Annotated in this window: 16 protein-coding genes and 2 pseudogenes; 6 read left to right on the forward strand and 12 right to left on the reverse strand. The window is 67.3% G+C overall.

Annotated features, from left to right (window positions below; genetic code table 11):
- Positions 1–6: 6 nt before the first annotated feature.
- Positions 7–177, reverse strand: a pseudogene (locus ULB03_RS27425) (ATP-binding protein); the annotation flags it as partial.
- A 338-nt stretch (positions 178–515) separates the two neighbouring features.
- Positions 516–1805 (reverse strand): annotated as a pseudogene (locus tag ULB03_RS27430) (DUF3369 domain-containing protein); the annotation flags it as partial.
- A gap of 227 nt (positions 1806–2032) precedes the next feature.
- Here ULB03_RS27430 and ULB03_RS12485 point away from each other — a divergent pair.
- The gene (locus ULB03_RS12485) at positions 2033–2719 is read left to right on the forward strand and encodes a Spy/CpxP family protein refolding chaperone (protein WP_322483423.1); all 687 of its coding nucleotides are present in this window, start codon (positions 2033–2035) and stop codon (positions 2717–2719) included.
- Between the two features lie 123 nt (positions 2720–2842).
- On the opposite strand, the gene ULB03_RS12490 is transcribed toward ULB03_RS12485, so the two are convergent.
- Complete coding sequence (locus tag ULB03_RS12490; protein WP_322483424.1) at positions 2843–4300, reverse strand: MFS transporter; 1458 nt, start codon at positions 4298–4300, stop codon at positions 2843–2845.
- Positions 4301–4414: 114 nt separating this feature from the next.
- Here ULB03_RS12490 and ULB03_RS12495 point away from each other — a divergent pair, with 114 nt between their 5' ends.
- Entirely contained in the window at positions 4415–5038 is a 624-nt protein-coding gene (locus ULB03_RS12495) for a helix-turn-helix transcriptional regulator (protein ID WP_322483425.1), read from the forward strand.
- Positions 5039–5053: 15 nt separating this feature from the next.
- Here ULB03_RS12495 and ULB03_RS12500 read toward each other — a convergent pair whose 3' ends face one another.
- Together ULB03_RS12500 and ULB03_RS12505 are read right to left on the reverse strand one after the other, a co-directional pair.
- Entirely contained in the window at positions 5054–6490 is a 1437-nt protein-coding gene (locus ULB03_RS12500; protein ID WP_322483426.1) for a M20/M25/M40 family metallo-hydrolase, read from the reverse strand.
- Positions 6491–6714: 224 nt separating this feature from the next.
- A complete protein-coding gene (locus ULB03_RS12505) occupies positions 6715–10599 on the reverse strand; it encodes a sensor histidine kinase (RefSeq protein ID WP_322483427.1) in 3885 nt (1294 codons plus the stop codon).
- A gap of 253 nt (positions 10600–10852) precedes the next feature.
- On the opposite strand from ULB03_RS12505, the gene ULB03_RS12510 reads away from it, so the two are divergent.
- A complete protein-coding gene (locus ULB03_RS12510; protein ID WP_322483428.1) occupies positions 10853–11272 on the forward strand; it encodes a response regulator in 420 nt (139 codons plus the stop codon).
- 98 nt (positions 11273–11370) lie between these two features.
- Here ULB03_RS12510 and clpA read toward each other — a convergent pair whose 3' ends face one another.
- The 3 genes from clpA to ULB03_RS12525 form a co-directional block, all read right to left on the reverse strand.
- Positions 11371–13686, reverse strand: coding sequence for an ATP-dependent Clp protease ATP-binding subunit ClpA (gene clpA / locus ULB03_RS12515; RefSeq protein ID WP_322483429.1), 2316 nt, complete (start codon positions 13684–13686; stop codon positions 11371–11373).
- Between the two features lie 5 nt (positions 13687–13691).
- Positions 13692–14036: an ATP-dependent Clp protease adapter ClpS gene (gene clpS / locus ULB03_RS12520; protein WP_322483430.1), complete on the reverse strand. Its 345-nt coding sequence runs from the start codon at positions 14034–14036 to the stop codon at positions 13692–13694.
- A 275-nt stretch (positions 14037–14311) separates the two neighbouring features.
- Positions 14312–14875 (reverse strand): phasin family protein, encoded by a 564-nt coding sequence (locus ULB03_RS12525; RefSeq protein WP_322483431.1) that lies wholly within the window; start codon positions 14873–14875, stop codon positions 14312–14314.
- A 528-nt stretch (positions 14876–15403) separates the two neighbouring features.
- Between ULB03_RS12525 and ULB03_RS12530 the strand changes: the two genes are divergently transcribed.
- Positions 15404–16804 (forward strand): D-alanyl-D-alanine carboxypeptidase family protein, encoded by a 1401-nt coding sequence (locus tag ULB03_RS12530; protein ID WP_322483432.1) that lies wholly within the window; start codon positions 15404–15406, stop codon positions 16802–16804.
- 50 nt (positions 16805–16854) lie between these two features.
- Positions 16855–17778 carry a CPBP family intramembrane glutamic endopeptidase gene (locus tag ULB03_RS12535; RefSeq protein ID WP_322483433.1) on the forward strand — a complete coding sequence of 308 codons (924 nt, stop codon included), beginning with the start codon at positions 16855–16857 and terminating at the stop codon, positions 17776–17778.
- A 99-nt stretch (positions 17779–17877) separates the two neighbouring features.
- Here ULB03_RS12535 and ULB03_RS12540 read toward each other — a convergent pair whose 3' ends face one another.
- From ULB03_RS12540 to galU, 4 genes are all read right to left on the reverse strand, one after another.
- Complete coding sequence (locus tag ULB03_RS12540) at positions 17878–18183, reverse strand: hypothetical protein (RefSeq protein ID WP_322483434.1); 306 nt, start codon at positions 18181–18183, stop codon at positions 17878–17880.
- A 212-nt stretch (positions 18184–18395) separates the two neighbouring features.
- Positions 18396–19787, reverse strand: coding sequence for a phosphoglucomutase/phosphomannomutase PgmG (pgmG, locus tag ULB03_RS12545; RefSeq protein ID WP_322483435.1), 1392 nt, complete (start codon positions 19785–19787; stop codon positions 18396–18398).
- Positions 19788–19819: 32 nt separating this feature from the next.
- Positions 19820–21139: a UDP-glucose dehydrogenase family protein gene (locus tag ULB03_RS12550; RefSeq protein ID WP_322483436.1), complete on the reverse strand. Its 1320-nt coding sequence runs from the start codon at positions 21137–21139 to the stop codon at positions 19820–19822.
- Between the two features lie 212 nt (positions 21140–21351).
- Positions 21352–22221 carry a UTP--glucose-1-phosphate uridylyltransferase GalU gene (gene galU, locus ULB03_RS12555; RefSeq protein WP_322483437.1) on the reverse strand — a complete coding sequence of 290 codons (870 nt, stop codon included), beginning with the start codon at positions 22219–22221 and terminating at the stop codon, positions 21352–21354.
- Positions 22222–22768: 547 nt separating this feature from the next.
- Here galU and ULB03_RS12560 point away from each other — a divergent pair.
- On the forward strand, positions 22769–23416 hold the full coding sequence (locus tag ULB03_RS12560) for a response regulator transcription factor (RefSeq protein WP_322483438.1): 648 nt from the start codon (positions 22769–22771) through the stop codon (positions 23414–23416).
- The last annotated feature ends 45 nt before the right edge of the window (positions 23417–23461 follow it).

Genomic DNA, 23461 nt, shown 5'->3' on the forward strand with positions numbered 1-23461 from the left:
GCCGATGGTGCCGCCCATGAGCTGAACCAGCTGGCGGCAAATCGCCAGGCCCAAGCCCGTGCCGCCGAAGCGCCGGGTGATGGAGGTGTCGGCCTGGCTGAAGCTCTCGAACAGGCGGGACGCCTGCTCGGCATTGATGCCGATGCCCGTGTCCTTGACCTCGCCGCGCAGGAACAGGGTCGGCCTGCCCCCCCGGGGCGGGGCACGGGCGTTAGCACCAGACTGACGGCCACCTCGCCGCTCAGCGTGAACTTGATGGCGTTGCCGATGAGGTTGACCAGGATCTGGCGCAGGCGCGTCGGGTCGCCCCGCACCAGCACCTGCCGGTCGCCATCGTCGCGATCGCCGTTGGCGATGCCGGGTTGGGCGTCAGCCGCCTCCCCGCCCTCCACCAGCCCGGTCTTGAAGGCCAGGCCCTTTTCCCGGGCCCGGGGGGCCAGGATGGTGGCGACGCCGTCCAGCAGCCCGCCCAGGGAGAAGTCGACGATCTCCAGCTCGACCTTTCCCGCCTCCAGCTTCGAGATGTCCAGGATGTCGTCGATGACGCCCAGCAGCGCCTCCGCACTTTCACGGATGGCCTGGGCGAAGCCCCGCTGCTCCTCGTTCAGAGGGGTATCCAGCAGCAACTGCACCATACCCATGACGCCGTTCATGGGGGTTCGGATCTCATGGCTCATGTTGGCCAGGAATTCCGATTTGCTTTGGCTGGCGGCCTGGGCCTGCACGCGGGCGCGGTCCAGGTCGCGGGCCAGCACCGCCAGGTCATGGGCCTGCCGTTCCAGCCGCTCCTGCTTCTCGGTCAGCATGGCGTTGGTGGCCTTCAGATCCCGCGTGCGGCGGGCCACGTCGCCCTCCAGTCCCTCCAGCAGGCTGACATTGTCGAAGCCGGCCGGGATCTTGGTGGCGAACAGCTCCAGCAGGTGCCGGTCCATGGCTGATGGCGGTTCCTGCGCCTTGATCAGCACCACCGTCCGACCGACTTCTCGGCTGGGGATATGCAGGACGCTGATGTCGTCCACGAACAGCGACTGCCGGGTGTTGAGCGCCTGTTCGATCAGGTCCGCGCCGGGAATGGCCGTGCCGGGCACGACCGCGGCGGCTTGGCCGCCCAGGTGGGCATAGATGCCGCTGGCCGCCAGCACGCTGAGAGCTTGCCCCTCGGGCGCGTGAACGCAGATCACGCCCTGGGGCCCACAGCTGAGAAAGCTGCCCACCTGGGTCAGGACCCCGGTGGCGAAGTCGCGCATGGACCGGATTTGGAACAGGGTCGCGGCGCTGTCGATGATGCGCTCCAGCCCGCGCTTGTTCTCCTCCAGCGCGATGATGTGCCCGTAGGAGCGCAAGGCTGTGATGATGGTGGTGGTCAGGCGCGCGGCGCTCAGGTCCGCCTTGGGGCGGTAGTCGTCGATGTCGTAGTCGACGATGACCTGCTCCTCTGGCGCGACCCCCGGCTGACCGGTGCGCAGGACGATGCGCGTGGCCTCATTGCCCAATTCGCGGCGGATGCGGTGGGCCAGCACCAGGCCGGCGTCGTCGGTTTCCATCACCACATCCAGCAGGACGACGGCGATGTCCGGCATCTCGGCTAGGATTTTGAACCCGTCCGCCCCCGAGTGGGCCGACACGATCTCCACCTTGCGGTCGCGGAAGCGCAGCCGGTTCAGGACCATGCGGGTCAGGGCGTGGACCTCGGTATCATCATCGACAACCAGGATCTTCCAGGGCGGGAGGGTGGTCGGCTTATGGGGCGTCGTCGCCCCCTCCTCCTCATCCCGCCACATGGCCTCCTCGTCCATTCCCTGCATCGACCGCGGTCCCCCTGGGGAGTAGGCCCATCTGCCGGCGGCTCCCCTATCCGCCGCCCCTGTATCGGTGGGGCGGGCTGTTGTTTCAGACTATCCCAGATACCCGGGTAGTGACACGCTTCTTAAGGTTTCATCAGCAGCGGGCGACAGTTTTCCCAAGTTGGGCCGTATATCCGCTTAGCCGGTTCTAGAACGGCGAAGATAAACCTGACGAGGCTTGTAGATCCATGTCCCGCTTCCGTACCCAACTCCTTTCGACCTTGGCGGTCGGCGTCTTTGCCGTCGGTGTGGCGGCTGGCGCTTTCGCCCAGGATTCTTCCCACCATGCCCCGCCGCCCATGGCGCGTGAGCACCATCGCGGTGGTCCGTGGGAACATGTGGATGGCCGCCTGGCCTTCTTGAAGGCCGAACTGAAAATCACTGCCGCCCAGGAAGGGCAGTGGAAGAAGTTTGAGGCCGTGGTCCGTGCCGACGCCGATGAAATGAAGCAGAAGGCGGAGAAATTCGAGGCCGAGCACAAGGCGCGCTGGGAACAGGTCAAGGCCGCCCGTAAGGCCGGCCAGCCGGTCGAGCCGCCTACCCCGCCCTCGCTGACCGAGCGCCTGGACCGCGCCGACAAGATGGCGGCCGAGCACGCCAAGCACATCAGCGAACTGAAGGCCGTACTGACCCCGCTGTACGCCAGCTTCACGCCGGAACAGAAGGAAAAGGCCGACACGATGCTGGCCCGCGTGATCGGCCCGCACGGTCATCACCCCGGCGGCCATCACGGCTTCGGGGGCGGCCGTTTCGGCGGCCCCGGGCCTGGCTTCGACGGTGACCAGGGCATGCATGGCGGCCCCGGCCGCCCCGGCCCGGATGGCGATGACGACGGCGACATGCCGCCGCCGCCCGCCCAGCACGACGCTGACTGATCCCTTCAGGGGTTAGGGACGCCTTGAAAGACGGCGGCGGATCGTTGGGGATCCGCCGCCGTTTTATTTTGTGTGCTGCTTGTTTCGCACGCCCTGGCGCCGCCCTCCGTGGCGTGATGGGCCTCACCCCCGGTCCGGCACCAGCGCCACGAGGAAGGCGACGGCGCCGGGCGCGGCCATCAGCAGGAACAGCCAATGGGCGGCCGACTGGGCACCGACCAGGCCGCCCGGATCGACCAGGCCGGCGCTGTTGGCGATGACGCCCGACAAGGCGGCCCCGAAGGCGCCTCCCAGCGACTGCACGGTGGCGATGGCGGCGGAGGCCTTGTCCTGCTCCGCCTCCCCGGCCCATCTCAGCACGCCGGCCACCAGATGGGCCCAGCACAGCCCGACACCACCGCCCATGGCCAGCATGGCCAGAACCGCCGGCGCCATGGCCATCCAGCCGTCCCAGGCCGTCGCGGTGCCGAGAAGCGGCGCCAGCGCCAGCGTGGCGCCCGCCTCCAGCGCGCACCCGGCGCTGACGGCCAGGACCGCCCCGCGTCCTTTGAGCGTGCCGGTGAAAAAGGCCGTCAGCGTCCAGCCCAGCGCCACCAGGGCGACCAGATATCCCGAGGTCAGCGGCGCCACGCCGTGGAGGGTTTGCAGAAAATAGGGAATGTAGACATCGCTGGAGACGGTGATGATCAGCCCGAACATCACCAGGTACAGCCGGGCGATGGGACGCCCCAGGCGTGTCGCGTCCTGGGGCATCAGGCGGATGGTCGCGCGTCGCTCCAGGCCCAGCATGGCGGCGAACATCGCCAGCGAGGCCGCCAGCATCCCGGTCTTGAGGTCGGCGCGCCCGTCCGTGCCGGCCGCGCTGACCAGCAGCACCGCGGCCAGCAACAGGCCGATCTGGGCCAAAGGCGGCCGGGCATCCTGCCGTTCATCCGCCACCCGGGGCAGCAGCCGTCCCGCACAGGCCGCCATCAGCAGGGCCGGCGGCACCAGGATGGAAAACGCGTACCGCCAGTTGGCCCCGTCGGCGAACAGCCCCCCCGCCGTGGGGCCCAGGAAGGTGGCGACGCCCCAGATGGCGGCATAGAGGGTGGACGCCTTGCGCCACAGCGCCTCCGGATAGACATGGCGGATGAAGGCATAGGCCAGGCCCGACAACATGCCGGCGCCCAGGCCCTGCACCGCCCGCCCCAGCAACACCACGGGCATCGCCGGGGCCGCCGCGCACACTAGGCTGCCGGCGCTGAACACCAAGGCCCCAACGGTGTAGACACCCCGCAAGCCCAGCGCCCGGGGCCGCAGGGCGACGAATTGCGCGCCCAGAACCGCCGCCGCGACATACAGAGTGGTGACCCAGGCGAACAGGTCCAGTCCGCCAATGTCCCGGACGATGGACGGCGCCACCGTCGCGGTGACATAGGTTTCGACGGCGAAGAGGGTGACGCCGCCGCCCAGCATGAGCGTGGCCGGCAACAAGGCGGGGGAGAACAGCCGCCAGACGGAGCCGGCGGTGTCACGGGACGATGAGGCCGGCTGGTGCGCCGGCTGGGGGGCTGGATCAGGGGTGGGGGCGGAAGACATGGGCGGTGGCGTTCCTTGCGGGCTTGTCCTTGACCCGGCGGTCATTTTTTTCCAAGTTCTCATTTGGAAAATATGCGCCCAGCAGATTAAAGCAAGCCTGAACTTGGAAATATGATGTCTCAGCCCCCCCTCAACCGTGTTCTGCTGCTGTTGAAGACGGAAGGCCCCCAGCCCACGGCGGCCCTGGCGGCCGCGCTGGGAATCACGGGTGAGGCGGCGCGCCAGCAACTGGGGCGTTTGGCGCAGGAGGGCGCGGTGGAAAGTGTGGCCGAGCCCGTGGTGGGCCGCGGTCGTCCCCGTCAGCGCTGGCACCTGACGGCGGCCGGGCACGCCCATTTCCCCGATGGCCATGCGGCATTGGCGACCTCGCTGCTGTCCACCCTGGTGGTACGGCTGGGACCGGTCGCGCTGGAGACCGTCATTGCCGCACGTGAGGCGGAAACCCTGGCCCGTTACGAGAACGAAATGACGGATGCCCCGGACTTGGACGACCGGGTTCGTCGCCTGGCCGCCATCCGCACGGCGGAAGGCTACATGGCCGACAGCTGGCGGGAGGCGGATGGCAGTTGGACGCTGGTGGAAAACCACTGCCCCATCTGCGCCGCCGCCAGTGCCTGCGCCGGCTTCTGCCGCTCGGAACTGGAAACCTTCCGCGCCGTGCTGGGCGCCCAGGTGGAACGGGTGGACCACATTCCCCAGGGCGCCCGCCGTTGCGCCTACCGCATCACGGCCGACTGAGGCCGCCGCCGCGTGTCAGTGGCTTGCGGGTTCACGGGTGGCCGGTTCACGGAAAGTGCCGCTGGCCTGCATGGCCAGCCACAGCACGCTGGCATAGGCTGCCGTCGACTGGTCGATGGTGGCACGATCCACCCGATCCAGCGTGTCGTCCGCCGTATGGTGGATATCGAAGTAGGTGGTGGCGTCCAGCGACAGTTCCGCCACCGGCATGCCGGCCTTGGCCATGGGCCCCAGGTCGGAGCTTTCTCCCTCCTCGTCATCGCGGCCCTTGACGATGCGCAGGGGCTGCAGCGCCGTGGCGATGGTGGCCAGGGCGGCGGCGTTGTTGGCGTTGGCCTTCATCTTGAATTGCCAGACCGGACCAATGCCCAGATCCGCCTCCGTGCCCAGGACATAGCGGTCGGCCTCGGCCGCATGCGCCTTGCCATAGGCGATGGCACCATAGGTGCCCTCCTCCTCCGCCGCGAACAGCACGACGCGCAGGGTGCGCTTGGGCTTTTCCGGCAGGCCCTTGATCAGCTTGGCCGACGCCAGCGCGATGGCCACGCCGGCGCCATCGTCGATGGCGCCCGTGCCCAGGTCCCAACTGTCCAGGTGCGCGCCGACCAGCACGATCTCGTCCGGCTTCTCCGTCCCCTTGAGGTCGCCCACCACGCTGTAGGTGGTGATGGGGTCCAGCGGCGCCACGTCCAGCACCAGCTTCATCCTCACCGGCCCCTTGTTATCGGGTCCGGGGGTCAGCAGGCGATCCAACTGAGCGGCATCGACGGTGGAGATGGCGCCGGCGGGAATCTTGGGCACGCCCTCTTCATACCGGGTCATGCCGGTGTGAGGCAGGCGGTGGGCATCGGTGCCAACGGACCGGATGAGCACCGCCACGGCGCCCTTCTTGGCCGCGGCCGCCGGGCCCGCGATGCGCATGGCCACGGCCTCGCCATAGCCGCTGCCATCCTGGGTGCGGGCCATGGGCAGGGCGATGTAGGCGATCTTGCCCGTCAGGGAGCCCGCCGGTGCCGCCTGCAGCTCCGCCAGGTTGGCGAAGCGCACCACCTCGGCCTCTAGGCCCTCAGGCCCTGTGCCCACGCTGGCGCCCAGCGCCGCCACGGCGATCGGCTGCGGCATGGGCGACAGGAGGCTGGCCCGCTCCAGGCCGCGCCGCCAGCCGGGCATGGGCACGGCCTCGGTATGGACGTTCTGCAGGCCCAGGTCCTTCATGGTCTTGACCGCCCAGGCCACGGCCGCCGCATCGTTGGGCGTGCCCGGCAGACGCGGCCCCACCTGGGTGGTCAGCGACTCCACCACCTCATAGGCGCCACTGCCGGCCAACGCGCGCTTCTGCAATTCCTTCACGCTGGAGAGCGCCGAGTCCGGAATGGCGGCCGGGCTTTCGCCGGCCCAGCCCGCCGGGGCCATCAGTCCGGCGGCCACGCCCAGGGCGATGCCCGCGCCCATGGCCCTGTTCCTCAGTCGCGTCACGTCCTTGCCCATCAAACCCTGTCTCCCATCCGTTGGACCGGCCCGGACGACCCCCGCCATCGTTCCAAGGCCCTGCTGGCCAGGGCCCTTTGGGCCAAGACCGTGTTGGGTTGGGAAACTGCCATGAGGGACGGCCCGTGCGCCATGGCGGAGTTGTCCGCCGGCACGGTTTCGCCAACCGGCTTTCACGGGAGGGGGGATCAGCCTGTAGGTTCCAGCACCGATGGCGCCTCATTGGTCTGGAAGCTGCCCAGGGCGATGTGCACGCGCGTGCCCTTGCCCGGCAGGCTGTCCAGGCTCAGTTCGCCCCGCAGGGGGCCGGTCACCAGGTTATGGACGATATGCAGGCCCAGGCCGGAACCGCCCGACCCTTGCTTGGTGGTGAAGAAGGGCTCGAACGCCTGCGCCGCCAGTTCCGCCGTCATACCGCGCCCATTGTCGGAAACGGTCACGGTGGCGGTGCCGGCGGGGCTCACCCCGACCTGGATATGGATGGCCGGGTGCGCCACCTCGTCAAAGGCATGGACCACGGCGTTCTGCACCAGGTTGGTCAGAACCTGGGCCAACTGCCCCGGCCGCGTGGGCACAACCAGGCCCACCGGCCCCTCCACCGTCGCGGCGACGCTGTGGGCCTTCAACAGCGGCTCCAGGCTGACCAGCGTTTCGCGCAGGTATTCGGTCAGGGCGACGGCGCGCACGCGCTCGCTGGTCTGGTCCACCGACAGTTGCTTGAAGCTCTGCACCAGGTCGGCGGCGCGGCGCAGGTTGCGGTTCAGGATTTCGCACTCGGCCCGCGTCTGCACCAGGAAGTCATCCAGGTCCCCCCGACGCAGGCGTTTTTCCGCCATGGCGCCAGCCAGGGCCTCGACCTCGCCCTGAAGCTGGGAGCCCAGCGTGACGGAGACGCCCAGCGGCGTGTTGATCTCATGCGCCACCACCGCGACCAGATTGCCCAGCGAGGCCAGCTTCTCCTGCTGGACCAGGCGGGACAGGGCGCTTTCCAGGTTGGCCAGGGTTTGCGCCGTCTCCTCCCGCGCCCGTTCCACGTCGCGGAAGGCGGCGGCATTGGTGATGGCCACCGCCGCGAAGGCGGCCATGGAGCGCAGGGCCTCCGCATGCCGGGGCAATGCCGCATCCGGTCGGCTGATGCGCACCTCCACCACGCCCAGGCGCCGGTTGCCCACACGCAAGGGCGCGTACATCAACGTATCGGCTGGCCCGCTGCTGGTGGATGGGCCCTCCTCCGCCCGCTGGTGGAGCGCGTCGTCGGGCGGGAGAGCCCCCAGGGGCGTCTCGGCCGCGCCGCCGGCATAGACCAGCGACAGGCGGGTCGCGTCGGGATCGTCGAACAGGGCGACGCGCAGGGCGGCGGCGGGCATCAGCTCCGTCACATGGGCGTGCAGGGCGCGGCAGATGGCCTCCCGCTCCAGCGAGGCCGACAGGTCCCGGCCGGCATCGCCCACCCGCCGCAGCGTCGCGGCGGACGCGGCCAGGTCGGCTGTGCGGGCATCGACCAATTCCTCCAGTTCCCGCTGGCGGCGGCGGTGCCAAGCCAGGCGCGCCCAGAAGGCCATCGCCACGGTCCCGACCACGCTGGCCACCGCCAGGATGCGGAACCACCATGTCTGATACCAGGCCGGCAGCACCGTGACCGGCAGGGACAGGGTCTCGGGGTTCCACCGTCCATCCTTGTTGCTGCCCCGGACCAGCAGGCGGTAGTGGCCGGGCGCCAGGTTGGTGTAGACGGCGCGGCGGCGCTGCGCGTCCTTTTCCAGCCAGGCGGTGTCGAACCCCTCCAGCATGACGGCGTAGCGGTTGCGATCAGGGGCGGAAAAGTCCAGCGCGGTGAACTCCACCTCGAATCCCCGGTCGCCGGGGCGCAGGATCAGGGGCACGCCCTCGATGGCGGCGGGCGGCACGCTCTGGCTACCCACCCGGACATCGGTGACCGCCAGCGGCGGGGCGAACCGCCAGTCGGCGATGGCGTCCGGGGAAACCACGGTCATGCCGCCATCACCCGCGAACAGCAGCTTGCCGTCCGGCGTGACGGCGGAGGCGTTTTCCCAATAGCGGCGGATCAGAGCGTTTTCGGCCGGTCCCAGCACGCGCACGGCCAGGCTGCCGACGTCGATGCTGACCAGTTCATCCGCCGTGGTGGCCCACACATGGTTGTGACCGTCGTAAGTCAGATTGTTGACCCGCAGGCTGGGCAGGCCGTTTTGCCGGTCCAGGACCCGGAAGCGCGGCCGCCCCGCGGCGTCGCGTCCCTCCAGGATGGCGATGCCGCCCTGGGCGGTCCCCACCCACATCCGGCCCTGGCCATCCTCCGCCAGGCTGTTGATGTAATCATGCGGCAGCGATCCGGGATCGGTGGCGTCATGCGCCAGCCGTTCCACCGCGCCGGTGGCGGGATCCAGGCGGTTCAGGCCGTGTTCCGTGCCCGCCCAGACGGCGCCGGCATGGTCCACGGCCAGGGCGATGATGCGGTCGTCCACCAGCGTGGCCGGGTTGGCGGGGTCGCGGCGGTACAGCGTCTTCACGCCATCGGCGCCGATGCGCACCAGGCCCGCGAAGGTGCCGACCCAGGTGGTCCCGCCCGCCGTCACCACGCGGGAGATGTAGGGATAGGGATTGTTGGTGGGCAGCGGCTCACGCTCCACCGTTCCCGTGCCCTCCGCCACGCGGTACAGGCCCCGGGGGGTGCCGGCCCACACGATGGCGGGCGCGCCGGCGTCCGCATCGGCCCGGCGGGCCATGGCCAGGACGTCCAGTTGCGGCAGCGTGTGGTCGGGATTCGCGGTGGGGCCGCCGGCCAGGATGCGGCGCGCCTGGCGCGTGGCCGGGTCGAACAGCAGGATGGCGCCATCGCCGCCCAGCCATAGCGTCCCCTGGGGCGTCACCGCCACACTCTTGATGGTGGGCAGGTCGCCCAAGGGCGGGCGGCCGTTGCCCGTGAACAGGGTGACCAGGGCCGCATTGGTGGGGTTGTGTACGTCCAGGCCCGAATCACCCCCTGTCCAGATCAGGCCGGACCGGTCCTTGAGGATGGCGCGCAGGGCGTTGCTGGACAGGGTGGCGGGGATGTCGGGCTCATGCCGGATGGTGTGGTACACCCCTTGCGCCACGTCCACCTCGGCGATGCCGTTGCCCAGGGTGGCCACCCACAGCACGCCCGGCCGTACCTCCACCGCCCCGCGCATGGTCACGGCCGCCAATGGCGGCTCGGTCCCGCTCCGCGGACGGATGACCGTCAGGGACTGGTCGTGGGTGTCGTAAACGCCCAGGCCGCTGCGGTCGCCCCCCAGCCACAGGCGGCCGTCCGCCCCTTCCTCGATCTGCCAGACACTGTCCGCCAGCAGGGCTTCGGCGGCCGGCGACGGGGCCGCCAGCGGCGGCGGGGCGAAGCGCTCGCCGCCGGCGGGCCGCATCACCAAGCCCCTGGCCGTGCCGGCCCACAGGTTCCCGGCGCGGTCCTGGTGGACGGTGAACACGGTGTTGTGAGGCAGCGCATCGTCGCCGGGTGTCTTATCCTTGGTGGGATCCTTGTCGGCGTGGCGGAACCGCGCCACCACCCGGCCATCCCCGGTCAGGTGGTCCATGCCACCCCGCGTGGCCACCCAGACGCCGCCGTCGCCATCGTCGCTGATGTCATAGACGGTGGCGGCGCTGACCCCGTTGGGGCCGGGCCCGATGGTGCGGAACCGCTCCGTCACCGGGTCATAGAGGGCGAGGCCGCCGACATGGGTGCCAACCCAGAGCCGGCCCGCCGGATCCACGTGCAGGGCGCGGATGACGCCATCGGGCAGAGACCCTGGCACATCCGGATCCGGCTGGAAGATCCGCATGTGATAGCCATCAAAGCGGGCAAGGCCGTTGGTGGTGCCGATCCAGATGAAGCCGCGTTGATCCTGCGCCAGGGAAAAGATGGTGTCGCTGGGCAACCCGCGCGAGCGGTCGATGTGCTCGAACGCCGTCTGCCCCAGCGCTTGCCATTGCCCCGGCTCCGCCCACGCCTGGTCCCAGGGCAGCCCCAAGGCGCCCAGGGCGGCCAGCCATACCATGACGAAGAGGGACACTGCGCGCATCAGCACAACCACCTGGGTGACGGCAATCGCCGGAGTCACCGAGAGGGGTGGCCCGAACAATCCTGGATTTTATATAATCGGTGCCGCCGCGCCACAAAATCAGTATCGCCCCGCGCCGCTCGCCCCTGCGGCAAAGAGGCTGGGCGGCATGGGGAAACCCGCCTATTGTGGCGTCAACAGTGGGCGCCCCCTGGAGGGGCCCCAGGGGCGGCCCACAAAACCGCCCGCCGCGACACCGCCAAAGGCATACGTGATGAGTATAGAAGATACGGCCGTCAGTTCCGCCCTTCCCGCGACGCGGGTGTTGGTGGCGGAGGATAACCGGGTGAATCGGGAACTGATTCTGGCCGTCCTGCGACGCCTGGGATATGACGCCACCGGCGCGGCCGATGGGGCGGAGGCCATCGCGCTGTTCGATTCCGCCGCGCCGCCCTTCGACCTGGTTCTGCTGGATTTGCACATGCCCGGCATCGGCGGGGCCGAGGCGGCGCGCGAACTGCACGGCCGCCCCGCCCCAGCCGGGCGCAGCCGGCCTGTTCCCCTCGTGCTGATGACGGCGGAAACCGACGTCATCGACCACCTGACCACCGGCCTGTTTGCGGGCTATGTCGCCAAGCCGCTGGTGTGGAACGACCTGGATACGCTGATCCGGCGCCTTGCCGCCTTGTCCTGAGGTCCTGACGGCACCGCGAGAGGCGCCGCGTCAAATGGAACGGGCCTCCAGGAATGTCCTGGAGGCCCGTTCGTTTCAAGCGCGGGGGCGCCGCTGGCTCAGTTGACCAGTTCCGGCACCTTTTCCTCCGGCTTTTCCCGCTGCGACGGGCGATTGCCGCCGGCGGCGTAGTCGAAGGACAGGGCGTCGTCCTTGACGGTGACGCGAACGGCGCCGCCCTTCACCAGCTTGCCGAACAGCAACTCTTCCGCCAGGGGCTTCTTGATGTACTCCTGGATGGTCCGGCCCAAGGGGCGCGCGCCGTACAGCGGGTCGTACCCCTTCTTCGACAGCCAGTCGCGGGCCTCGTCCGTCAGTTCGATGGTGACGCCGCGGTCGCTCAGTTGCGCCTCCAGTTCCATGACGAACTTATCCACCACCCGGCCGATGATTTCCGGCGACAGGCCGGAGAACGGGATGATGGCGTCCAGGCGGTTGCGGAATTCCGGGGTGAACAGGCGGTTGATCGCCTCCTCATCCTCGCCCAGCCGCTGCTCCCGGCCGAAGCCGAAGGCGGGCTTGGCCAGGTCGGCCGCACCGGCGTTGGTGGTCATGATCAGGATGACGTTGCGGAAGTCGACCGTCTTGCCGTTGTGGTCGGTCAGCTTGCCGTGGTCCATCACCTGCAACAGGATGTTGTAGAGATCCGGGTGCGCCTTCTCGATCTCGTCCAGCAGCAGCACGCAGTGCGGATGCTGGTCGATGGCGTCGGTCAGCAGGCCGCCCTGGTCGAAGCCGACATAGCCCGGGGGGGCGCCGATCAGGCGGCTGACGGTGTGGCGCTCCATATACTCCGACATGTCGAAGCGGGTGAGTTCGATACCCAGGGTGCGCGACAGCTGGCGCGCCACCTCGGTCTTGCCCACGCCGGTGGGGCCGGAGAACAGGTAGTTGCCGATGGGCTTTTCCGGGTCGCGCAGGCCGGCGCGCGCCAGCTTGATGGCGCTGACCAGGGTGTCGATGGCCTTGTCCTGGCCGAACACCATGGTCTTCAGGTCGCGCTCCAGGTTCAGCAGCACCTCGCGGTCGTCGCGGCTGACGCTCTTCGGCGGGATGCGGGCGATCTTGGCGACCACCGCCTCCACGTCCTTGACCTGGATGGTCTTCTTGCGCTTGGCCACGGGCAGCAGCATCTGGGCCGCCCCCACCTCGTCGATGATGTCGATGGCCTTGTCCGGCAGCTTGCGGTCGCCGATGTACTTGGCCGACAGCTCCACCGCCGAGCGGATGGCCTCGCGGGTGTAGCGGACGTTGTGGTGCTTCTCGTAATAGCTCTTGATCCCTTCCAGGATCTTCACGGCGTCATCCAGCGAGGGCTCGTTGACGTCGATCTTCTGGAAGCGGCGGACCAGGGCGCGGTCCTTCTCGAAGTAGCTGCGGTATTCCTTGTAGGTGGTCGAGCCGATGCAGCGCAGGGCGCCGCTGGCCAGGGCCGGCTTCAGCAGGTTGCTGGCGTCCATGGCGCCGCCCGAGGTGGCGCCGGCGCCGATCACCGTGTGGATCTCATCGATGAACAGGACGGAGCCCTCGACCGCCTCCAACTCCGACAACACGGACTTCAGCCGTTCCTCGAAGTCGCCGCGATAGCGGGTGCCGGCCAGCAGCGCGCCCATGTCCAGGGCGAAGATGGTGGCGTTCAGCAGCACCTCCGGCACCTCGCCATGGACGATGCGGCGGGCCAGGCCCTCGGCGATGGCGGTCTTGCCCACGCCGGGGTCGCCCACATACAGCGGGTTGTTCTTTGAGCGGCGGCAGAGGATCTGGATGGTGCGGTCAACCTCCTGCCCGCGGCCGATCAGGGGATCGATCTTGCCGCTCAGGGCCTTCTTGTTGAGGTTGACGCAGTAGGCCTCCAACGCCTCGGTGCCCTTCTTGGGCGCCTTTTCGCCGGCGGTGGTCTCCTCCTCGGCGCCGCTGACGCGCTTGGCCTCAGAGCGGCCGGGCGACTTGGCGATGCCGTGGGAGATGTAGTTGACGGCGTCGAAGCGCGTCATTTCCTGCTCCTGCAGGAAATAGACGGCGTGGCTTTCCCGTTCGGAGAACAGGGCGACCAGCACGTTGGCGCCCGTCACCTCTTCCCGGCCGGAGCTTTGGACGTGGATGGCGGCGCGTTGCAGCACCCGCTGGAAGCCGGCGGTGGGCTTGGCGTCCTCCGACCGGCTGGAGATCAGGTTGCTCAGCTCGTTGTCCAGGTATTCACCCAGCTCGACCCGCAGCTTCTCCACGGTCACGCCGCAGGCGCGTAGCACGGCCAGGGCGTCCTGATCCTCGGTGAGTGCCAGCAGAAGGTGTTCCAGGGTCGCGTACTCGTGCCGACGCTCATTGGCGTAAGCTAGGGCCCGGTGCAGCGTCTGCTCGAGATTACGCGAGAGCATGCCTACTAATCCTTCTCCAAGGTGCATTGCAGGGGATGCTGGTTCTGGCGCGCGAAATCCATCACCTGGGTTACTTTCGTCTCCGCCACCTCGTAGGTGAACACACCGCACACGCCCACGCCACGGCGATGGACATGCAGCATGATCCGCGTCGCCTCCTCCCGGTTCTTGGAGAAGAAACGCTCCAGGATGTGGACGACGAACTCCATCGGCGTGTAGTCGTCGTTCAGCATCAAGACCTTGTACATGTAGGGCTTTTTGGTCTTAGGCTTGGCCTTGACCACGACGCCGGTGTTGGTGCCGTCGCCGCCAGTGCCGCCCTCGTTTCCGTGACTGTCGAACTCCGTCATGGCCTTCCAGGTACGTGTCTTTCGGGGTGGTCATCCCAGGAATAATATGAGATCGCGGCGGGCCGTTGGAAGACCCCAGGTGACCTTAATCATGCCTGGCGTGCGATGAGCGCACGGTTAACCATCCAACCGCGTTGGCCGGCCGGACGCAAGGCGCGCCATCACACCAAAAAATAAAAACCCGGTGGAAAAATAAAAAACCCGGTGGGCGCGCGCCCACCGGGTTCGTCAGCATCGGCTGGAACGGCCGGCCGCATGGCACGGCCCAACCGCGATCACGCCGCCAGGCGCGGCTTGCCGAACTTGGTCACGACCGCGTTGACGCGGGCGGAGATGGGCTCGATCGCTTCGTTGGCCAGCTTCACCGACAGCTCGGAGGTCTTGGTGGCCTCGCTCACCAGGGTGTCGAAGCTGGTCTTGGCGAACTCGGACTGCAGATCCACCGCCTCGCGCAGCGTCTTCACGGCCAGCAGCGCCTTGGTGGCGGCCACGCTGCTCTCCAGCGAGGACTGGGCGTAGGCGACGAAGGACTTGGACAGGTTTTCCAGGCCCTTGGCCAGGACGGTGGAGGACTGCACCAGGGCGTCCACCGTTTCCTTGTTGAAGGAGGTCAGCTCCTCATAGGCCTCGAACGCCTTCTTGCTGGCCTTTTCCACCTGCTCCTTGGTGAGGGCGACGGCCTGCTCATAATTCTTGGTCACGGTGTCCTGCGCGGCGGCCACGGTGGTTTCGGCGGCCTGCTTGGTGGCGGCGCCGGTTTCCACGGCGGCGTCGGCGACGACCTTCTTGGCCCGCGACGCGGTGGTGGTGACGGGGGTGGCAGTATTCGGGGTGGTCATGACAGTGCTCCTTCCAATGATCGCGTATGATCCATCGGCCGCCCGATGCGGCCCGTGCCCGGGTCAGGCTAACCGGCGTCGGCCGGGCGGCGTGCCGACGGCGAACGGCCCTTCAAAGGCACCGTCATGTTGCGTCGCAGCACGAACCCATACGTGGACCTTGGGGTGCAGTTTGTCAACCGGTTTTTGTGCGGCGCAAAATTTCCGTAACATCGCCGGCGGCACGCCGGCATACAAGGGTAATGCCAAGCGAAAGCTATGGAAAAGTATGTTTAATAAGCCGAAGCATCCGGCGCGCCCGTCTCGCAGGGGGTGGTTATGTTGCGCTGCAGCATGCCTTTCGGGGCAGCCCCTCCTCCATCCGAGGTAGCACTGGGCGTGCAAGCGCGCGACCCGCATGTAAAGACGCGAAATGATGCTCGGGGCCTTCTTTGCCCTTAACGATATTTTCAATACTGGACAGGGAATCATCAGGCCTTTACTTTGGTCGGCATCATCGACATGGCATGGCGGAAGGGGCAGTTCACCGTGACCCATTGGAATCGCTCGGATCGGCACCGTCAGTCGGCTCTGGCTTGGCGCGCCGTGTGGCGTTGGGCCACCGTCGCCCTCCTGGCTTGCCTCGCCTTCGCCCCGGGCAGCGCTTTCGCCAAGTACGCCGCCATTGTCGTGGATGCCGAAACCGGGCAGGTGCTGCACGCCGCCGGCGCGGACACCCAGAACTATCCGGCGTCGCTGACCAAGATGATGACGCTGTACCTGCTGTTCGACGCGCTGGACGCCGGCCGCGTCACGCTGGACACGCCGTTCAAGGTTTCCGCGCACGCCGCCGCCCAGGCGCCCAGCAAGCTGGGCCTGGACGCGGGCGACACCATCCGCGTGCGCGATGCCATCCTGGCCCTGGTGACCAAGTCGGCCAACGACGTGGCTGTGACCGTGGGGGAAAACCTGGGCGGCAGCGAGCCGCGCTTCGCCCAGATGATGACGGCCAAGGCCCGCGCCCTGGGCATGAGCCGCACCACCTTCCGCAACGCCTCGGGCCTGCCCAACACCGGCCAGGTGACGACGGCCCGTGACCTGGCCCGCCTGGCCCAGGCCCTGATCCACGACCACGCCAAGCAGTACGCCTATTTCAAGACGGCCAGCTTCACCTACAACGGTGAGACCATGGCCAACCATAACCACCTCATGGCCCGCTATCCCGGCATGGACGGCATCAAGACCGGGTTCATCAACGCCTCCGGCTTCAACCTGGTGGGCTCCGCCGTGCAGGACGGCCGCCGGCTGATCGCCGTGGTCATGGGCGGCAGCAGCGCCGTGTGGCGGGACAACCGCATGGCCGATCTGCTGGACGAAGGCTTCGCGACCAAGCCGGGCCAGGTGCTGACGGCGGAGGCGCCCATCCGCGCGCCGCGCGACCGCGGGGCCGTGCAGCTGGCCAGCGCCGGCGACAAGGCCGGTGACGACAACGCCACGTCCCAAGGCGATGAGGACGAGGCCGACGAGGCGCCCGCGCCGAAGGCCAAGGCCTCCACCGTGCGTCTGGCCAGCGCCGCCGGCAAGGCCGCCAAGGCCGTGGGCAAGGCGGCGGAAAGCGTGGCCGACCACACCCTGCTGGCCGCCCCGGCGGAAGCGGCGCCCGCCGTCGCCACCGGTGCCAAGGGCAAGAGCATCCCGGCGGGCTGGAGCATCCAGGTCGGCGCCTACAACGACCGCGCCGCCACCCAGGCCGCCATCGCCCGCGCCACGCAGAAGTCGCGGGGCCTGCTGAACGCCGCCGTGCCCAACGTGGTCGAGGTGTCGTCCGCCAAGTCCACCCTGTACCGCGCCCGCCTGGCGGGCCTCAGCGAGAAGACAGCCCGCGCCGCCTGCGCCCAGTTGAGCCGCCAGGGCCAGGGCTGCATCACCATCGCCCCCGGCGCCAACTGATCCCTGCCCCCATGGCACCTCCTGCTTCAGCGACGGGGAACGGCGCCGCCGTGCCCTCCCCGCCCGCGCCGTCCCTGCTGGCCCTGGCCCGCCAGCGGCGGGAGCCGTGGTGGGCTTTCCTGGCCGGCGTGCTGATCGTGGTGGTGGGCAGCGTCCTGATCGCCGTGGTGTTGGTGAAGCTGCCGTCCTGGACGCACCTGGACCGGGTGATGGAGCGCAGCGAGGGCCTGCGGGCCATTGTCGAGTTGCTGATGCTGCTGGGCAGCGTGGCGGCCGCGCTGCTGCCCCTCACCCTGGCGGTCCGCTGGCTGCACGGCCGCCCCCTGCGCAGCCTGGTATCGCCCACCCCCGGCCTGGATGTCGGGTTGGCGCTGCGCTCCGCCTTGCTGTGGGGCGGGTTGGTCCTGCTGACGGTCGTGGTCAGCGGCCTGATCGACGTCTGGAATGGCGAACCCTTCGCCCCCGGCGGCCAGCCCTGGCCCCAGGTGCTGGCCTTCGCCGCGGCCACGGCATGGATGGTGGTGCTGCAGGTCACGGCGGAAGAAGCGGTGTTCCGTGGCTATATCAGCCAGGGGCTCTACGTCGCCACGGGCAGCGCCGGGATGACCGCCCTGCCCGTGGCGCTGCTGTTCGCCGCCCTGCATACCCAATCTTGGAGCAACGGGGTGTGGGACCAGCGCGCGCTCTATTTCATCATCTCGCTGTTGCTGTCCGCGATCACCGCCAAGGCCGGCCGGCTGGAGGCCGCCATCGGCATCCATCTGGGCCAGAACCTGGCGGCCATCTATGTCATGGGCGTCCTGGGCCCGCCCTTCCCCTCCCTGCTGGGCGTGGGCGCGCCAGAGGGCAAGCCGGCGGGCCTGGCGGAGGTGGGCACGGTGCTGCTGACCATGGCCGTCGTCGTGGGCCTGTACTGGTATTTGGGTGTGCGTCGCGGCTGGGTGGTACGGCGGCGTGTCGTCACAACGGCATGAGAGGTTTTTTCCAGTCAGGCGTTCCAGGCTGGCTCCGCTGAATGAGCCAGGGCTCCCTCCCTGTGCGCTCTGGCCAATAAAAATCAATAATGGAAATGACTAAATCTCTTTCCGTCTAAAGATTGCCCTCTCCGGGAATTCTGGCATTCTTATTGGAGCATCGGTCACAGTTATAATCGACATAAATTTAATATATTTTTCTTGAAGTGAGTCATAATCTTCCATTATTTCTGATATTTCTTCGAAGTCTTCTGTGTTTTCTTTTTCCAAAATAAAATCAATCACCCACTGATCAATTTTCCATCTGAGTGTCACCATGCGAAAGTTGCTCGAAATACTCCCCAATAGGGCATGCATAAGCACCATTGTTTGAAGATTCCATTGCTCAAGGGTGGGCTCACTCATGGTTGCGGGCTCCAGTACGGATTAGTTGGGATAACACTTGGAATCGTAGTTTCTTGAGCTTGGCGCACGAGCCGGCCCTGGGAGTGACAGCGCTGGCCATTCGCATTGCTTCACGGAGGGCTGCGTAACTCAGAAGGCCGCCGTCGTAGCCGCATATGAAAAAGGCCGCGACCCAGGAGGATCGCGGCCTTCTAAGCAGGTTACCAAACGGATCAGAAGCCTTCCGGCGCCTGGATGCCGCTCTGGCTCAGCTGGTCGCGGATGCTGCCCTTCAGGCGTTCCAGCCCGGCCTCGCTGAAGGCCTCGGCGCGGGCCACCAGCACGTCCTGGGTGTTGGAGGCGCGCAGCAGCCACCAGCCGTCCTCGGTCTTCACGCGGACGCCGTCGATGTCGTTGACCTCGACACCCTTGCCCGCCAGGGCCTTGGCGCGGGCCACGATCTCCTCCACCGCCTTGAACTTGCGCTCCTCATCCACCTGGAAGCGGACTTCCGGGGTGTTGAACACGGGCGGCAGCACCGACTTCAGCTTGGCCAGGCTGCCTTCGCGGCTGACCAGGCCGGCCAGGCGCACGCCGCAGTAGGGGGCGTCGTCGAAGCCGTAGTACTTGTCGGCGAAGAAGATGTGGCCGCTCATCTCACCCGCCAGGGGGGAGCCCGTCTCAGCCATCTTGGCCTTCAGCAGGCTGTGGCCGGTCTTCCACATCAGGGGCTTGCCACCGTTCTTGGCGATGTCGTCGTACAGCGTCTGGCTGGACTTGACGTCGGCGATGATGGTGGCGCCCGGGTGGCTCTTCAGCACGTCGGCGGCGTAGATGGCCAGCAGCTGGTCGCCCCAGATGATGTCGCCATGCTCGTCCACGGCGCCGATGCGGTCGCCGTCGCCGTCGAAGCCGATGCCGATGTCCGCCTTATGGGTGTGGACGGCGTGGATCAGGTCTTCCAGGTTCTCCGGCACGGTCGGGTCGGGGTGGTGGTTGGGGAAGGTGCCGTCCACCTCCTCGAACAGCAGGATGTGCTTGCCGGGCAGCTTGTCGGTCAGGCGGCGCAGGACGTGGCCCACGGCGCCGTTGCCGGCGTCCCACACGATGGTGAGGTCGCGGGTGCCGTCATAATCGGCCGCCAGGCGGTTGATGTAATCCTCGCTGACGTCCAGCGTACGGGAGGAGCCGGCGCCGGTCACCAGATCCTGGCCGTGGACCAGGCGGCCGATCTCCTGGATCTGCTCGCCATAGACCGGGCCCTTGCCCAGCATCATCTTGAAGCCGTTGTAGTCCGGCGGGTTGTGAGAGCCGGTGATCATCACGCCGGCGTCCAATTCCAGGTGCCGCACCGTGAAGTACAGCATGGGCGTGGGGCCGAGGCCGATGCGGATGACCTCCAGGCCGGTGGACATCAGCCCCTCGACGCAGGCCTGCTCCAACTCCGGCGAAGACAGGCGGCCGTCGTAGCCGATGGCCACGCGGGTGCCGCCGGCGCGCACCACCAGGGTGCCGAAGCCCTGGCCGATGGCGCGGGCGTCGTCCGGGCCCAGGGTCTTGCCGATGACGCCGCGGATGTCGTACTCGCGCAGCACCGTGGGGTGGAACCGATGATTAGCGGTCATGACGTGCACCTGCTTCCTTGCTGCATTTGACCTTAGCGGCGCGCCGGCCGGCCAATGGACTGGTACGTGAAACCGGCGGCCTTCATATCGTCAGGATTGTAGATATTGCGGAGATCGACAAGCACCGGCGCCTTCATCGACCGGCGCACCCGGTCGAAATCCAGCGCGCGGAACTCGTTCCACTCCGTCAGGATGGCCAGGATGTCCGAATCCTGGATGGCGGCATAGGCGTCGGCGCACCAGGCGACTCCCGGCAACAGGCGCTCCGCCTCATGCATCCCGGCCGGATCGTAGGCCTGCACGGTGGCGCCCAGGCGTTGTAGTTCCGGAATGATGTCCAGGGACGGTGCATCGCGCATATCGTCCGTGTTGGGCTTGAAGGTGACGCCCAGGATGCCGACGCGCTTGCCCTCCACGCTGCCACCGGCGGCGGCCACGATGCGGGCGGCCATGGCCTTCTTGCGCTTGTCATTGATGTCGATGACCGTCTCGACGATGCGCAGGGGCGATCCCACGTCCGCCGCGGTGCGGGCCAGGGCCAGCGTGTCCTTGGGAAAGCAGGAGCCGCCATAACCGGGGCCGGCGTGCAGGAACTTGCGGCCGATGCGGCCGTCCAGCCCGATGCCCTTGGCCACGTCGTGGACATTGGCGCCCACCTTCTCGCACAGGTCGGCGACCTCGTTGATGAAGGTGATCTTGGTGGCGAGGAAGGTGTTGGCCGCGTACTTGATCAGCTCGGACGTTTCCAGGCTGGTCATGACGATGGGCGTCTCGATGAGGTACAGCGGGCGGTACAGGGCCTTCATCACCGCCTGGGCACGCTCCGATTCGGCGCCGATCACCACGCGGTCGGGGCGCATGAAGTCACCGATGGCGGCACCTTCGCGCAAAAACTCGGGGTTGGAACAGACATCGAAGTCCAGACCCGGCCGCGTTTCGCCGATGATGCGCGCCACCTCGCGGCCCGTTCCCACCGGCACGGTCGACTTGGTGACGATGACCGTGTAGCGCGCCGGATCGAGGGCCAGGGCCACCTCTTGCGCGGCGGCATAGACATAGGACAGGTCAGCGTGGCCATCACCGCGACGCGAGGGCGTGCCGACGGCGATGAACACGGCGTCGACGTCTTGAACGGCGCTGGCGAGGTCGGTGGTGAAGCTCAGCCGACCGGCCTTGGCGTTCTTGGCGACCAGGTCATCGAGGCCCGGTTCGAAGATGGGGATCTCGCCACGGTTCAAGCGTTCGATCTTGCTGGCGTCCTTGTCGACGCAGACCGTGGTCACGCCGAACTCGGAAAAACAGGCGCCAGAGACCAAGCCGACATAGCCCGTTCCGATCACCGCGATGCGCATACCGATCCCCTATCGTCACGTCGTCCCGTTTCCCGCGCCCCGCTTGGGGCCCATCGGGCGCCCTGTCGGCGGGATGTCGGGAACTGGGGTGGCGTCGGTGTCTACCCGGCGACCACCCCGTCATTTAAGGCGACACGCCTGTGCCGCGCATGTGACCTTTTAGGGTCTTTCGCCGCCTAATTAAAGCGCGCGGACATGCCCCGGGCGTGAGCTCAGAGCATTTCCTTCAGGGCGGCGCGCACCTTGTCGGCCATGTCGGGCCGGGCCAGGGCGTAGGCGGCATTGGCCAGGACGAAGCCCAGCTTGTCGCCGCAGTCGAAGCGCTTGCCCTCGAAGCGGAAGCCGTGGAACGGCTGCTTGCCGATCAGCTTGGCCATGGCGTCGGTCAACTGGATCTCACCGCCGGCGCCCTTCTCGAAACGCTCCAGGTGGTGGAAGATTTCCGGCTGCAGGATGTAGCGGCCCTGGATCGACAGGGTGGACGGGGCTTGCGCCGGTTCCGGCTTTTCCACCAGCCCCTTGACCTCGGCCAGACGGCCATCGTCCTTGCCGATGTCCAGAATGCCGTACTTGTTGGTCTGCTCACGCGGGACCTCGAACACGGACAGCAGGTTGCCGCCGACCTGGTTGTAGGCGTCCATCATCTGGGCCAGGCAGGGGCGGTCGCCCAGCACCTGCTCATCGGGCAGCAGCACGGCGAAGGGCTCGTCACCGATGAATTCACGCGCGCACCAAACGGCATGGCCCAGGCCCAGCGGCTCGGACTGGCGGACATAGGCGATCTTGCCGCTGTCGATCTGGATGCTCTCGACCACCTTCAGCAGGTCGAGCTTGCCCCGATTCTTGAGCGTCTGGTTCAGTTCGTAGTTCAGGTCGAAATGATCCTCCAGCGGGGTCTTGCCCCGGCTGGTGACGAAGCAGAACATTTCGATGCCAGCGGCCTTCGCCTCGTCGACCGCGTGCTGGATCAGCGGCTTGTCGGCCAGCGGCAGCATTTCCTTCGGGATCGCCTTGGTCGCGGGAAGGAACCGCGTGCCCAGACCCGCGACCGGAAACACCGCTTTGCGTATGCGCTTGACCATAACCGACCCCTGGAGTTCAAGCCCCGCATTACCGGGGATTATTGGAATTGGTGGGTGGGCCGCCCCGATTCCGGATCGGCCCGTCCGTGCCGCCCTTCTGCCATACCGGCAAGCGGGCGTGCAATCAAGCTGACGAGACTTTCTGACGCTTTCGTGGCAAGAAAAACCGCCATCGCGGGCGTCGGTGGCCTATGCCGATGCCTATATCCATGGTCAGGTGACGCGCCCGTTCGTTGGATGACATCCTGTCCAAACGGTAACTTTTGCCTCAATCGCGCCTAATTCCGTTGCTTAAATCAGGTGACGCAAGTCAAATCAGCGTGACAGCCCCGGCCGGAATTTGTAGTAGTTTAGCCTAAAGTTGACCCTCCAATATTCCCGAACCGGGTCTGTTCATCCCAAGGCGGCTGTTTCTGCCCAACGGGCATGGGCTAAAGCCGCTAAGGCATGCTTAACGCACGCAGACACGATATTCGTCTAGGACACCATATTCGTCTGGGTTCGCTGGCAACCTTGGTTCCCTACTACCTCTGAACGAGAGTCGGACATGAACATCCTGATCGGTGATGACCACCTGCTGTTTCGCGAAGGCCTTTGCCGGCTGCTGACCCAGCTCAGCGCCGATGCCACCTTCACCGAGGCTGGCACATTCAATGAGGCGCTGGAGTACGCGCAGGGCGAGCAGGAATTCGATCTCATCCTTCTGGATCTGCAGATGCCGAACTGGCCGGGCTTCGCCGGCATCCAGGAGATTTGCGAGATCCAGGCCGGCACGCCGGTGGTTATCGTCTCCGCCTCCGAAAGCCAGGCCGACGTGCGCGCGGCGCTGGACGCCGGCGCCTCGGGCTACATCCCGAAATCCTCCAGCGTGAAGATCATGTTGAGCGCGCTGAACCTGGTGTTCTCCGGTGGCATCTACGTCCCGCCGGCGGCCATCCATGGGGAAAGCTCCAGCTCGTCCAGCAGCAGCGCCTCGTCCAGCGGCGGCGCCACGGGTGGCAACAGCCCGGCGCTGACCCAGCGGCAGCGCGATGTGCTGCGCTGCCTGCGGGAGGGCAAGTCCAACAAGCAGATCGCCTATGAGCTGGGCCTGTCGGAAGGCACGGTGAAGATCCACGTCACCGCCGTGATGCGGTCCCTGGGCGTGCGCAACCGTACCCAGGCCGTCATTGCGTCCGCCGACATTCTGCCTTAAGACGCTGCCTGCCTTAAGACCCCGGCGGGATCATGGTCCCGCCCT

The organism is Nitrospirillum goiasense (assembly GCF_034427435.1).
Lineage (GTDB): Bacteria > Pseudomonadota > Alphaproteobacteria > Azospirillales > Azospirillaceae > Nitrospirillum.